At 59.6% G+C, this 13,142-nt stretch carries 10 protein-coding genes; 6 read left to right on the forward strand and 4 right to left on the reverse strand.

Annotated features, from left to right (window positions below; all coding sequences use genetic code 11):
- The first annotated feature begins 89 nt into the window (after window positions 1–89).
- Window positions 90–986, forward strand: a complete 897-nt coding sequence (locus AC3WQN_RS09805) for an NAD(P)-dependent oxidoreductase (RefSeq protein WP_103400265.1) — start codon at window positions 90–92, stop codon at window positions 984–986.
- On the opposite strand, the gene AC3WQN_RS09810 is transcribed toward AC3WQN_RS09805, so the two are convergent.
- Complete coding sequence (locus AC3WQN_RS09810) at window positions 877–3,162, reverse strand: putative bifunctional diguanylate cyclase/phosphodiesterase (RefSeq protein WP_103400264.1); 2,286 nt, start codon at window positions 3,160–3,162, stop codon at window positions 877–879. The two genes, AC3WQN_RS09805 and AC3WQN_RS09810, sit on opposite strands and share 110 nt — an antisense overlap.
- A gap of 293 nt (window positions 3,163–3,455) precedes the next feature.
- On the opposite strand from AC3WQN_RS09810, the gene AC3WQN_RS09815 reads away from it, so the two are divergent.
- Window positions 3,456–4,805, forward strand: a complete 1,350-nt coding sequence (locus AC3WQN_RS09815) for a spinster family MFS transporter (protein ID WP_103400263.1) — start codon at window positions 3,456–3,458, stop codon at window positions 4,803–4,805.
- Between the two features lie 234 nt (window positions 4,806–5,039).
- Here the strand turns inward: AC3WQN_RS09815 and rapA are convergent, their stop codons facing one another.
- Entirely contained in the window at window positions 5,040–7,886 is a 2,847-nt protein-coding gene (rapA, locus tag AC3WQN_RS09820) for an RNA polymerase-associated protein RapA (protein WP_103400262.1), read from the reverse strand.
- A 206-nt stretch (window positions 7,887–8,092) separates the two neighbouring features.
- Here rapA and AC3WQN_RS09825 point away from each other — a divergent pair, with 206 nt between their 5' ends.
- The 3 genes from AC3WQN_RS09825 to ccoM all read left to right on the forward strand — a co-directional run bounded on the left by AC3WQN_RS09825 (window position 8,093) and on the right by ccoM (window position 8,997).
- The gene (locus AC3WQN_RS09825; RefSeq protein ID WP_103400261.1) at window positions 8,093–8,434 is read left to right on the forward strand and encodes an aspartate-semialdehyde dehydrogenase; all 342 of its coding nucleotides are present in this window, start codon (window positions 8,093–8,095) and stop codon (window positions 8,432–8,434) included.
- A gap of 141 nt (window positions 8,435–8,575) precedes the next feature.
- Entirely contained in the window at window positions 8,576–8,737 is a 162-nt protein-coding gene (locus AC3WQN_RS09830; RefSeq protein ID WP_007959203.1) for a hypothetical protein, read from the forward strand.
- A 143-nt stretch (window positions 8,738–8,880) separates the two neighbouring features.
- Window positions 8,881–8,997 (forward strand): cytochrome c oxidase subunit CcoM, encoded by a 117-nt coding sequence (gene ccoM, locus AC3WQN_RS09835; RefSeq protein ID WP_007926603.1) that lies wholly within the window; start codon window positions 8,881–8,883, stop codon window positions 8,995–8,997.
- A 331-nt stretch (window positions 8,998–9,328) separates the two neighbouring features.
- Here ccoM and AC3WQN_RS09840 read toward each other — a convergent pair whose 3' ends face one another.
- The gene (locus tag AC3WQN_RS09840; protein WP_103400260.1) at window positions 9,329–10,804 is read right to left on the reverse strand and encodes an inorganic phosphate transporter; all 1,476 of its coding nucleotides are present in this window, start codon (window positions 10,802–10,804) and stop codon (window positions 9,329–9,331) included.
- 377 nt (window positions 10,805–11,181) lie between these two features.
- Complete coding sequence (locus AC3WQN_RS09845; protein ID WP_095082718.1) at window positions 11,182–11,382, reverse strand: hypothetical protein; 201 nt, start codon at window positions 11,380–11,382, stop codon at window positions 11,182–11,184.
- Between the two features lie 717 nt (window positions 11,383–12,099).
- Between AC3WQN_RS09845 and pcaR the strand changes: the two genes are divergently transcribed.
- A complete protein-coding gene (pcaR, locus tag AC3WQN_RS09850) occupies window positions 12,100–12,942 on the forward strand; it encodes a pca regulon transcriptional regulator PcaR (RefSeq protein ID WP_095082720.1) in 843 nt (280 codons plus the stop codon).
- The last annotated feature ends 200 nt before the right edge of the window (window positions 12,943–13,142 follow it).

Below are 13,142 nucleotides of genomic sequence, written 5' to 3' on the forward strand. Positions count from 1 at the left end.
GGGGCTACCTGAGCCTCGCTAGGGGAATACTTTCCTAAGTCATGTTGAATCGGCCAATATTGGGTGATCTTTAATCGAACAGAGGCAATTTGATGGCACTGTTACCTTCGCTGGCGTTCGCTGGGATCGGTCTGATGGGCTTGCCGATGTGTCGGCGCTTGTTGGCGGCGGGTTATCCGCTGACCGTGTGGAACCGCAATCCCGAGAAGTGCGCGCCTTTGGTCGAGGTCGGGGCACGGCAAGTCTCTACGCCAGCCGAGTTGTGTCAGCACGCGGATCTGGTGATGTTGTGCCTGGCCAATACCGAGGTGGTGCGTGACGTGGTGTTCGGCATCGCGGGTGTGGCCAGCGGTGCGAAACCGGGCCAGCTGTTGGTGGACTTTTCCAGCCTGGAACCTACAGCCACCCGGGAAATGGCTGAACAGCTGGCCAGTCGCACGGCTATGGGCTGGCTGGATGCGCCGGTGTCCGGTGGCGTCGCAGGGGCCGAAGCGGGAAGCCTGGCAATCATGGTCGGTGGTGAGTCGGCGGACGTTGAACGGATTCGCCCGGTGTTGCAAAACCTTGGCCAGCGGGTGACGCACATGGGCGCCGTCGGCGCGGGGCAGGTGACCAAGGCCTGTAATCAGATGATCGTGGCCTGCAATGCCTTGGTGATTGCCGAGGTGGTGGCGCTGGCCGAGCGTTCAGGCGTGGATGCGAGCCTGCTGGCTGAAGCCTTGAGTGGTGGGTTTGCCGATTCCAGGCCTTTGCAGATTCTGGCTCCGCAAATGGCCGAAAGCCGTTTTGAGCCGATCAAGTGGCATGTGCGAACCTTGCTCAAGGATCTGGATGGCGCGGTAAAGTTTTCCCGCGAGCAGGGCTCTGCGACACCGATCAGTGGACTGGCCGCCCAGTTGATGCGCTTGCATGGAGGTCAGGGCTATCTGGAAAAAGATCCAGCGACATTGATTCATCTATACCGCGAGCCAGGCTCAAAGGGTTGAGGCTGTGAGTCTGTTTCCGCCGGTTGATTTCGTTCAGGACCGGTTGCAATTGGGCCAGCGGCACCGGGTGGCTGAGCAGATAGCCCTGGACGAAATCGCAACCGAAGCGTTCGAGGAACTGGTACTGCTCCAGCGTCTCGACGCCTTCGGTGACCACGGTTAACTGCAGGGTATGGGCCATGACGATAATGGCGTGGATGATCTCCATGTCCTGGGTGGAGCAGGGGGTGTCCTGGATGAACGAACGGTCGATTTTCAGGGTGTTCAACGGCAAGCGCTTGAGATAGGCGAGGGACGAGTAGCCGGTGCCAAAATCGTCGATTGACAGTGAAACCCCCAGGGCCCGAATCTGCCGCATCAGCACCTGGGTGTTGGCGATATTGCCCATCAGCGCATTTTCGGTGACTTCCAGCTCCAGGCGTTGGGGGGCCACGCCGGCTGAGCGTAACGCGCTGTCGATTTCGTTGGCGAGTTCTTCGCGCCCCAGGCTCAGTGGCGAGCAATTGACCGCGATGTTCATTGTTTCGTGGCCATTGCGCAACAGATCGCCGAGATCCTCGCACGCCTTGCGCAGCACCCAGTTATCGAGCTCGGCGATCAGGCCGTTGGCTTCGGCGATGGCAATGAAGCGATCCGGAGCCAGAAGGCCGTGCACCGGATGTTGCCAGCGAATCAGCGCTTCGAGCTTGGTCACCCGGCCGGCTTTCAGGTCGAAGATAGGCTGGTAATGCAGCACTAGCTCGCTGTCATCGTGCAGTGCATTGCGCAGTTCTTCTTCAAGCTGCAATTCCATCGTGGCCCTGGTTTTCAGGTTGCTGCTGAAAAAGTGCAGGCCATTGCGGCCGTTGCCTTTGGATTGGTAGAGCGCCAGGTCGGCGTTTTTCAGGAGCTCTTCGCAGGTCTTGCCGTCTTCAGGGAACAGGCTGATGCCAATACTGGTGGTCATGACCATGTGTCGGCCAGCCAGCTCGATGGGGTCCTTCATTTTTTGCATGATGCGCTGGGCCATGTGCCGCGCTTCCTCGCGATCGTGCAGGTTGATGAGAATACAGAACTCATCGCCGCCAAACCGCGCCACCACGTCTTCGTGGCTACGGGTCGAAGCCTTGATGTGGCCGGCGATGACTTTCAGCAACTCGTCGCCGGCATCGTGGCCCAGGCTGTCGTTGATGCGCTTGAAGTGATCGATATCCAGAAACATGATCGCCAGCATGCCGCCATGGGCGCTTTTCTCGATGAGCTTTTCGGCGAAGATCTGATTGAAGCCGCGACGGTTGATCAGGTTGGTCAGGGCATCGTAGTGCGCCACCTGCTGCAGCGACACGCGCGCCTGATCCAACTGGCCGAGCAATGCATTGACCCGGCGCAGGTCGTGTTCTTTGTGTTGCAGCTTTTTGTCGGCCAAGGCCGCGCTGATGCTGCTGCCGATCACCAGCAGGGCAATGACGGCAATGGTCAGCCCAAGTTGCATGTGGTCGTTGTTCACCGATTGCAGCGTTGGTGAGCCAGCGGGCAGCACCAGGCTCATGGACCACATGCCGGTGAAGTGTATGCTGACCATGCCTGCGCCCAGCAACAGGCTGGTGGTGTATTTGAGCAATTGATGGAATACGCCGTTGCCGTTGCGCAGGCAGTGGGAAAGCAGCAAGACGACGGCACTGGTCACGATCGCGATCGCGATCGACAACGCGAACAGCGTTGGCTGGTAGTACATCTGGGCATCGGAGCGCATGGCGGCCATGCCCACGTAATGCATGGCGCAGATACCCAGGCCGATGCCGATGGAGGCCTTCATGTACTGCCAGGGATGTAGCTGGAGATCACTAAGGGTATCCATGGTCAGGAAGGCGGCAAGAAAGGCAATCAGCAGGGACATCAGGGTGATCGACAGCTCGTAGTGGAAGTCGATGGGGGGGTGAAACGCCAGCATGGCGATGAAATGCATCGCCCAGATTCCGCCCGCCAGGCAGGAAGTACCGACCCAGCGCCAGCGTCGTCGAGAGGCCGGGGTTTCGGCATGGCCAACGCGTTCGGCCATGTCCAGCGTGGCAAAGCAGGCAGCGCAGGCAACCAGATAGGCCAGCAGCACCAGAACCGTGTTATGACCACTGTTGAGTACAACCTGTGCACTGCTCTCTGGCAGTTCGGTCATGAAATGCAGGCCAAGCCACTCCATAGCACATCCCGTCTCTGAGTCATCCTGCCTGCGCCATGAACGCTGGCGAATGCATGGAGTATAGAAGTCATGCGCGGTGCGCAAGCGATAGTGGCACATTGGCCCAAATGATTTTGTAATGGGTTTTAGAGCGTTTGGACATAAATTGATTTATGCGCCAGGCCGGGCGCGATGGGTGGGTATCAGCCAGGCGAATAATGACAGACAGGTATCTTGTAGCTGACTAGATTGCAGGTTCCGGGCTCGAATGCTGCCGGCAATGAAGCCCCTACAACAATAAACGAGACGGACCCATGCAGAACTCGACCCAAGCGGCGAATGCCTGGCGCATTCTGTTCCTGCTGTTCCTTGCCAATCTGTTCAACTTTTTCGATCGCACCATTCCCTCCATTATCATCGAGCCGATCCGCATGGAATGGCACTTGAGCGACTTTCAGCTGGGGATCATCGGTACCGCGTTCACCATCGTCTATGCCATTGCCGGTCTGCCCTTGGGGCGAATGGCCGATACCGGCTCGCGTAGCAAGCTGATGGGCTGGGGGCTGGCGGTGTGGAGTGGGCTGACGGCGGTTAACGGCCTGGTGGGAAGTTTCTGGAGTTTCCTGATTGTGCGCATGGGGGTCGGCATTGGTGAGGCCAGTTACGCGCCGGCTGCCAACTCATTGATCGGCGACCTGTTCCCGGCGCACCGGCGGGCACGGGCCATGGGCATCTTCATGCTTGGGCTGCCATTGGGGCTGTTGCTGGCTTTCTTTACCATCGGCTGGATGGTCAAGGCGTTCGATAGCTGGCGTGCGCCATTTTTCATCGCGGCGGTGCCGGGCCTGATGCTCGCGGTATTCATGTTCTTCATCAAGGAGCCCAAGCGCGGTGCCGCGGAAAACGTGCACGTATCCCAGGAACCTGTGGATCGGCCGATTCGTCGGGTGCTGGCGATTCCGACCTTTCTCTGGCTGGTGATGGCGGGCTTGTGTTTCAACTTTGCCACCTATGCCTGTAACTCGTTTCTGGTGCCGATGTTGCAGCGCTACTTCCAGTTGCCATTGCAGGACGCGGCAGTGGCCACGGGGATGATCGTGGGCGTTACCGGATTGTTCGGCTTGACCCTGGGCGGCTGGGTGGCCGACAGGATTCACCAGCGAGTGGCCAATGGGCGGTTGCTGTTTGCCGCCTTCAGCCTGATCATCTCGACGCTGTGTACGGCCTGGGCGCTGCACGCCGGGCGTATTGAGATCGGTGTGTTCGTGGCCGTGTTCAGCCTTGGCTGGTTGTTTGCGTACAACTTCTATACCTGTGTCTACACGGCGATTCAGGATGTGGTCGAGCCGCGTCTGCGTGCGACGGCGATGGCCTTGTTCTTTGCCGGGCTGTACCTGTTGGGCGGTGGATTGGGGCCGGTGGTCGTGGGCGCTCTGTCTGACCACTTCGCCCAAGCCGCGATGCTTGCAGCCGGGGGCGGGCAGATGAGCGAAGCATTCAAGGCCGTCGGCCTGCACGATGCGATGTACCTGATCCCGGTGGCGTTGTTGCTGACGATGGTGTTTCTGGTCCTGGCGGCGCGTTGCTTTGTACGCGATGCCAAACGGATGAAAGAAGGGCTGGGGTCGGTGGTTGAGCCTGAGGGGGCAGCCGCGATTGCCTGATCGCCTTGGCGGGGATGCCGAACACATGCCTTGTGGCGAGCGAGCTTGCTCGCGCTGGGGTGCGAAGCGCCCCCAACAAGACGATTGCAGGTTTTCAGATAAAACGCGGTGATCGATTTTGGGGCTGCTGTGCAGCCCAGCGCGAGCAAGCTCGCTCGCCACGGGAGGACGGGGCGGCAGACAAAAAAAGGCCCGCATCGCTGCGGGCCTTTCGTTTGGCGGGGCAGGGAGGGGTTAGCCCGCTACCAGCACCCGGATTGCTTCCAGTCGCAGTGCGGCTTTGTCGAGCATGGCCAGGCCTTGCTCGCGCTGTTGGCGCAGGGCAACCAGTTCGCTGTCGCGCACGGTCGGATTGACCGCTTGCAACGCGGTCAGGCGCGCCAGTTCTTCGTCGGTATCGGCGGCCAGGCGGCGTTGCGCTTCGGCCACGCGTTCGGCGTGACGTGGCGTGATCTTCTCTTCGCCTGCGTTGATCCGTGGCGTCAGTTGGTCGCGCTGGGCCTGGATGAACTTGTTGGCGCTGGCACGAGGCACGCTTTCGAGTTGATCGTTCAGGGTCTCGAAGGACACGCGGGACGACAGATCGTTGCCGTTGGTATCCAGCAGGCAGCGCAAGGCCGCCGGTGGCAGGTAACGACCCAACTGCAGCGAGCGTGGGGCAACCACTTCACTGACGTAGAGCAGTTCCAGCAACACGGTGCCGGGCTTGAGTGCCTTGTTCTTGATCAGTGCGACGGCGGTGTTGCCCATCGAACCGGACAGCACCAGGTCCATGCCACCCTGAACCATCGGGTGCTCCCAGGTGATGAACTGCATGTCTTCGCGAGACAGTGCCTGGTTGCGGTCGTAGGTGATGGTCACGCCTTCGTCGTCACCCAGCGGGAAGCTGGCGTCGAGCATTTTCTCGCTCGGCTTGAGGATCAGGGCATTTTCCGAGTGGTCCTCGCTGTCGATGCCGAAGGCGTCGAACAGGGTTTCCATATAGATCGGCAGGGCGAACTGGTCGTCCTGCTCAAGGATCGCTTCAACCAGGGCATCGCCTTCGCCGGCGCCACCGGAGTTGAGCTCCAGCAGGCGGTCGCGGCCGCTGTGCAATTCCGTTTCCAGGCTTTCGCGGGTCGCGCGGGCCTCGTCGATCAGTGCTTGCCAGTCGCTGTCATCGGCCTCTTCCAGCAGCGGCAGCAGGCGTGGGCCGAACTGATGCTGCAAGGCGTTGCCGGTCGGGCAGGTATTGAGGAAGGCGTTCAGCGCTTCGTGATACCACTGGAACAGACGCTCTTGCGGGCTGGTTTCCAGGTACGGCACGTGCAATTCGATCACGTGCTTCTGGCCGATCCGGTCCAGACGGCCGATCCGCTGTTCCAGCAGGTCCGGGTGCGAAGGCAGGTCGAACAGCACCAGATGGTGGGAGAACTGGAAGTTGCGACCTTCGCTGCCGATTTCCGAGCAGATCAGTACCTGGGCGCCGAACTCTTCGTCCGCAAAATAAGCGGCCGCGCGGTCACGTTCCAGGATGTTCATGCCTTCGTGAAACACCGTGGCCGGGATGCCCGAACGCACGCGCAGGGCGTCTTCCAGGTCCATCGCGGTTTCGGCGTGGGCGCAGATCACCAGCACTTTGGTGCGTTTGAGCATCTTCAGCTGGTCGATCAGCCACTCGACGCGCGGATCAAACTTCCACCAGCGCTCTTCTTCGCTGGCATCCGGCTGGGCCTGGAAGCTGACTTCCGGGTACAGCTCGGCATGTTCGCCCAGCGGCAGTTCGAGGTATTCGTCGGGGCACGGCAGCGGGTACGGATGCAGCTTGCGCTCCGGGAAGCCCTGTACGGCGGCGCGGGTGTTGCGGAACAGCACACGGCCGGTGCCATGGCGATCGAGCAGTTCGCGAACCAGGCGCGCACTGGCCTCGGCGTCGCCATCGTTGACAGCGGTCAGCAGCGCTTCGCCTTCGTCACCCAGGAAACCGTGGATGGTTTTATGTGCGGCCGGGGACAGGCGACCCTGGTCCATCAGCTCCTGGACGGCTTCGGCCACCGGGCGATAGTTCTCGCTCTCGGCACGGAAGGCGTTCAGGTCATGGAAGCGGTTGGGATCGAGCAGGCGCAAACGCGCGAAGTGGCTGTCCTGCCCCAGTTGTTCCGGGGTGGCGGTCAGCAGCAACACGCCGGGGATGGTCTCGGCCAGTTGCTCGACCAGCGAGTACTCCGGGCTGACCTGGTCTTCGTGCCACACCAGGTGGTGGGCTTCGTCGACCACCATCAGGTCCCAGCCGGCCGCGAACAGCGCGTCCTGGGCCTTCTCGTCATCCACCAGCCATTCCAGGGCAACCAGCGCGAGCTGGGTGTCTTCGAATGGGTTGCCGGCATCGCTTTCGATGAAGCGCTCTTCGTCGAACAACGCAACCTGCAGGTTGAAACGGCGACGCATCTCCACCAGCCACTGGTGCTGGAGGTTTTCCGGCACCAGGATCAGCACGCGGTTGGCGCGACCGGAGAGCAGTTGGCGATGGATTACCAGGCCGGCTTCGATGGTTTTACCCAGGCCGACTTCGTCCGCCAGCAGTACCCGTGGCGCGATACGGTCAGCGACTTCACGGGCAATGTGCAACTGGTGGGCGATCGGTTGCGCACGTACGCCACCCAGGCCCCAGAGCGAGGATTGCAACTGGCGGCTGGTGTGTTCCAGGGTGTGGTAACGCAGCGAGAACCAGGCCAGCGGATCGATTTGCCCGGCGAACAGACGGTCGCTGGCCAGACGGAACTGGATGAAGTTCGAGAGTTGGGTTTCAGGCAGGGTCACCGCGTCGTTTTGCGCGTTGAGCCCGTGGTAGACCAGCAGGCCGTCGACGTCGTCGACTTCGCGCACAGTCATCTTCCAGCCTTCGAAGTGAGTGATGGTGTCGCCCGGCGAAAACCTCACGCGGGTGAGGGGCGCATTCCGTAGCGCATACTGACGAGTGTCGCCAGTGGCCGGGTAGAGCACGGTCAGCAAGCGACCGTCCTGTGCCAGAACGGTGCCTAAACCTAGCTCGGCTTCGCTGTCACTAATCCAGCGTTGCCCCGGTTGATACTGCTGCGCCATGCTGCCTGACTCCCGCCTTGAAAAAGCCGACTATCTTAACGGATCGCTGCCTTCAGAGCCAAAGGACTCTCATAAAAACTACTAGTCTTACGGTAGCGCATCGAAGCAATTGGGCATAAAGAGTGGCAACCGGCTCACAAGTTTGCGACCGATGGCTCAAGTCATGACCCCGGCAGCCGACAGCTTGCCCACAGGAGACCCTAAACATGCTGCCACCGATGCTTCCCTTGAGCGCCGTGCCGATCACCTCTCAACAGGACCCGATCCGCTCGAAGCCGGACATTGCGCCAGTGGTGCCGGTGCAGGCCAGTTCCAGTGAAAGCACCATCGACTTGCAAAAGCACGATAGCGAGGAGTCGGCGCTGTTGTTGCGCGAAGAGCAGCGTCGCCAGCAGGCGCGCGACAAGCGCCGCCGCGAAGCCGAGGATGACCCGCAGGCACATCTGGCGATACCGGGCGATGAATTGAATGCCGACAATACGGTGCCTGTGGTGCCGTTGATGGACGAATCGCCACGCCAGGGGGTGTGGGTCGACATCGAGGTCTGAAACCTGCACATCTTTTGTCGTGTTCTGCGGGTGGCTGGTCTTCGTCGGTCTTTGACCGCATTATTGGCGAACCTTGAGCGGGCAGGGTGACGATGGTCGCCATGCTACGCCTGTACTGAACCTGAAGATGTAAGCCATGCCATGAGCCAAGACGACAAGCTGATCGACCTCAATACCGAGCGTGCCAAGCGCGTGCATGACCTCAATGAAAAACGCCTGAACGAAGTGCGCCAGGCGTTCGAGCAGGCCATGCCCTTGGGCAAGCCCAAGAAAAAGCCGAAAAACAAACCGAAAAAACGTTGAACCACCTGGATTCGTTGATTCAGGTCAGTTATTTCCCCTCCTTTACGCCCAGTCTTGGGCGGCATTGATCCCGGTCAATTTTCTCCTGTGCCTGATTGGTTAACTTAGACCCATCGCAACGAGGCAAACACAGGAGGCCAGTCATGTTTTTCGACAATGTGGTGATCGCCGGAGTGCTGACAGTCGGCCTCATGGTTCTGTTTTTTGCCGGGTTTGGTTTCTTTATCTGGAAAGATGCACATAAGCGCAAAAAGCCTTAGGTCTTTCTGGAAGCACGAGCACGCAAGGCATTTTGGGCAACTTCGGTTGCCCTTTTTTTGTGCCTGCGATTTAGGGGGCGGCAACAGTCTTGCTCACATGGACTGTGGCGAGCGAGCTTGCTCGCGCTGGGCTGCACAGCAGCCCCAAAACCGGTCGCCGGGTTTTATCTGAATGCCTGCAATAGTCTTGTCGGGGGCGCTTCGCACCCCAGCGCGAGCAAGCTCGCTCGCCACAGGGTAGGGTTCATGTCTGCTATGCGTTACTCAAATCGTCATCCATAAAAAAGGCGCGACCTCCGGGGAGGGCGCGCCTTTTTTGTGCGGCTTGGAATCAGCTGCCCAGTGCCTTCGATGCCAGCCAGAACAGGCCGGCCGAGAGGGCCACTGTCGCCGGCAGGGTCAGGACCCAGGCCAGCAGGATGGTCTTCACGGTGCCGCCTTGCAGGCCGCTTTTGTTCGCGACCATGGTCCCGGCTACACCCGAGGACAACACGTGGGTGGTCGATACCGGCAGGCTGAAGATGTTCGCCATGCCGATCATGCACGCCGCGGTGATCTGTGCCGACATGCCCTGTGCGTAGGTCATGCCTTGTTTGCCGATCTTCTCGCCGATGGTCAGTACCACGCGTTTCCAGCCAACCATGGTACCCAGGCCAAGAGCGAGGGCGACGGCCAGGATTACCCAGAACGGGGCATATTCGGTCGTGGCGGTCAGGTCTTTGCGCAGCTTGTCCAGGTCGGCCTTTTCACGGGCGTCCAGGCTAGGCAACTTGCTGACTTTCTTTGCCGTGTCGTCAAGGCAGAGCAGGTAGCGACGGACTTCGATGCGGCTTTCCTGCGGCAGCGAATGGTAGTCGGATACACCTTTGAGGGTGCCCAGCAGCGCGTTGATGGTCGGTTCGGTCTGTTGCGGGTTGCAACGGAACTTCTCCGGCAGGTCATCCTTCACACCTTTGCCCAGGGCCAGGAACTCACCCAGGGTTTCGTGATTGCGCTGGTAGAACTGGTTCAGGTGCAAGGTGGCGTCGCGAGTCCGCTCAATCTGGTAGGTCGTGCTGTTCAGGTTGAGTACGAACTGCGCCGGTACGATGCCGATCAGTACCAGCATGATCAGGCCGATGCCTTTCTGGCCATCGTTGGAGCCGTGCACAAAGCTCACCGCCATCGCCGAGATCACCAAGACCAGGCGGTTCCAGAACGGCGGGTGCTTCTTGTCGTCAATCTTGCGGCGCTGGTCCGGTGTCTTGTGCATCTTGGACAGCGGACGCCACCACTTGAGGCCAAGCAATACCAGGGCTGCAACGGCGAAACCGGCCATTGGCGAGACCACCAGCGAGGCGCCGATATCGATAGCTTTCTGCCAGTTGACACCGTCGACCAGTGGAATGTCGTTGATCAGGGCATTCGCCAGGCCCACGCCCAGGATCGAACCGATCAGGGTGTGAGAGCTGGAAGCCGGGATACCGAAGTACCAGGTGCCCAGGTTCCAGGTGATAGCCGCAGCCAGCAACGAGAACACCATCGCCAGCCCGTGGCCGGTGTTCACATTGATCAACAGTTCTACCGGCAGCAAATGGACAATGGCATACGCCACGCCGACACCACCCAGCAACACGCCAAGAAAGTTGAATACACCGGAAAAGAACACCGCCAGATGGGGCGGCATGGCTTTAGTGTAGATAACAGTGGCAACCGCGTTAGCGGTGTCATGAAAGCCGTTGATGAACTCGAAGGCGAGGACAAAGGCCAGGGCGAGCAAGAGGCTCACAAGCACCCAAGCATCCAGTCCGCTGAATAAATCGATCATGAAGGTTTTCTGACCCGGTCATAAGGGGGCGCGATTATGCCAGAAAAGATGGGTAATCAATGCACTTGCTGCTCATCGGTAACATTCTTCAGTGGTTTTGTTTGTAACAAGACCTTAAGACCCAGCGCCGTCGTAGGTTTTCCAAGTCATTGATTTCATTGGGCCTAACGCGAGTTGGTCGACAGCGCGCGGCTTCGGCGGGCAGCGAAAAACGCGGTATGAAATATCTGAAAGGAAGGTCGCGCCAACGCCCATCACCTCATCCGAAGGGGGGGTGAGGTTGCCATCGCCTGCTTGTAGCGGGCGAATATCGAGCAAAGAACCGTTCAGTTCATGGCTGAAGGGATGCCACTCCTGAACGTCTCAAGCCGCCGCGACTAGGGCTCTTCGGCCTTGAGTTCCTGTTCCATCTTTTGCAATTCCTGGGTGAATGCCTGATCACGAATGCTGGCGCGTTTACGCCAGGGTTTGCGTTCCGGTTCGGGCTGGGCGGCGTAGGTGGTGACTTCCCCGCCGTAAACTTCCTTGTAACGTTGTTCCTGGCGCTCAAGTTCCGCGCGCAGTTCGTCTTTCGTCACGGTTATACCTGATTCAAGTTGGAATGAACCCTGGTGAAACGCACGGCATGGGAGCTGTTGATCGCGGGCGTCATCATGACGGAGTCCATGAGGATCCTTGAGTCATGACGGCGCGCTGCTGACAGCATCGTTGTTGCAGGCGGCCACAGCACCAGAGAAGAATCACTGATGTAGCATCAGTCTTGTTGTTTCCTGCCAGCGCATTGTCCGCCCATTCGAAATGAGCGCCAGGCGCTTGCCAAGGGTAGTGCCAGTCAAGCCAGTGCTACCCGAGTGGTTGCTTCTCGTTAATTGAAAGAAAACGAGCTCACCACTGTGGCTATTATAGCGGCCAGGCAGCGAATGACTATCACCAATAAGTTAAAAGTGCCTCGGATTGTGCAAGTGTTTTTTATTCGCGCCGATGTTGAATGAGTCAGCAGTTGGCAATGTCTTTATCAGGTTTGTTTTCAGGCGTCATTAACAAGTCAGCCATGTTTGTACTCTAGTGTTACGTTTGTCAGCACTGTGCAACGGTGAAACGGTCTTGTCTGGAAATGACCAGGGACGGCTCGACAGCGTGGTGCTGGCATACGTTGCCCAAGGTGTTCAGTGGTCACCGGGTCGATTGCGATTATCGGCTGATGGTTCGATAATCGCCCAAAGTTGACTGCCTGTGGCTTGTGCCAAGGTCTGCGGCAGCCTGTAATAGCTGACGAACTCTGGGGAACGACCTGAATGAACGATCAACTGCGTAACTCCTTCGCGTCTGTCGCGCCGCCGATCGTCGCTTCGCCTGCCAAGCGGATCCAGGCGTTCACGGGTGATCCGGACTTCATGACGTCGCTGGCCCGTGGCCTTGCGGTGGTGCAGGCCTTCCAGGAGCGCAAGCGGCACCTGACTATCGCGCAGATCAGCCACCGCACGGAAATCCCCCGCGCCGCGGTGCGTCGTTGCCTGCACACGCTGATCAAGCTCGGCTATGCCACCACCGATGGCCGGACTTATTCATTGCTGCCCAAGGTCCTGACCCTGGGCCATGCCTACCTGTCCTCGACCCCATTGGCCGTCTCGGCCCAGCCTTATCTGGACCGCATGAGCGAGCAATTGCATGAGGCCTGCAACATGGCCACGCTCGAAGGTAATGACATTTTGTACATTGCCCGTTCGGCGACCACCCAGAGGCTGATTTCCGTCGACCTGTCGGTCGGGGGGCGCCTGCCGGCCTACTGCACGTCCATGGGGCGGATCCTGCTGGCGGCGCTGGATGACGCATCGCTGCGCGAATACCTCGACCACGCCGACCTGCAAGCCAAGACCAGCCGTACCCTGCATACACCCGAGGCCTTGCTCGAGTGCTTGCAAGAGGTCCGCCAGCAGGGCTGGTGCATTGTCGACCAGGAACTGGAACAGGGCCTGCGTTCGATTGCCGTCCCGGTCTACGATGCGTCCGGCCAGGTACTGGCGGCGCTCAATGTGAGCACGCATGCCGGGCGTGTCAGTCGCAACGAACTGGAGCAGCGCTTTCTCCCCGGCTTACTGAATGCCAGCCGTGAGCTGAGTGCCCAGTTGTTTGCTTAAGCTGTTCGATAAACGCACAGAGTCGCGCTTGCTCAATTGACGCTGTTTCGCCTGCTTCATTAATGTCGCGCCAGCGCCATCCGGTGTCATGGGACTCAAGCCTGGCACCGGACGACGACCCCATAATAATGAAGAGGCTCCCCTCATGCGCATGTCCCCAGCCTGTCACCGCACTGCCCGACCAGGGCATCGCCATCCGG

The sequence above is a fragment of the Pseudomonas sp. FW300-N1A1 genome (genome assembly GCF_058789115.1).

Bases quoted from the DNA above. Each gene is read 5' to 3' on its own strand.
- AC3WQN_RS09815 (WP_103400263.1), top strand. From the start codon at position 3,456: ATGCAGAACTCGACCCAAGCGGCGAATGCCTGGCGCATTCTGTTCCTG.
- ccoM (WP_007926603.1), top strand. From the start codon at position 8,881: ATGTTTTTCGACAATGTGGTGATCGCCGGAGTGCTGACAGTCGGCCTC.
- AC3WQN_RS09810 (WP_103400264.1), bottom strand. From the start codon at position 3,162: ATGGAGTGGCTTGGCCTGCATTTCATGACCGAACTGCCAGAGAGCAGT.
- rapA (WP_103400262.1), bottom strand. From the start codon at position 7,886: ATGGCGCAGCAGTATCAACCGGGGCAACGCTGGATTAGTGACAGCGAA.
- pcaR (WP_095082720.1), top strand. From the start codon at position 12,100: ATGAACGATCAACTGCGTAACTCCTTCGCGTCTGTCGCGCCGCCGATC.
- AC3WQN_RS09840 (WP_103400260.1), bottom strand. From the start codon at position 10,804: ATGATCGATTTATTCAGCGGACTGGATGCTTGGGTGCTTGTGAGCCTC.
- AC3WQN_RS09825 (WP_103400261.1), top strand. From the start codon at position 8,093: ATGCTGCCACCGATGCTTCCCTTGAGCGCCGTGCCGATCACCTCTCAA.
- AC3WQN_RS09830 (WP_007959203.1), top strand. From the start codon at position 8,576: ATGAGCCAAGACGACAAGCTGATCGACCTCAATACCGAGCGTGCCAAG.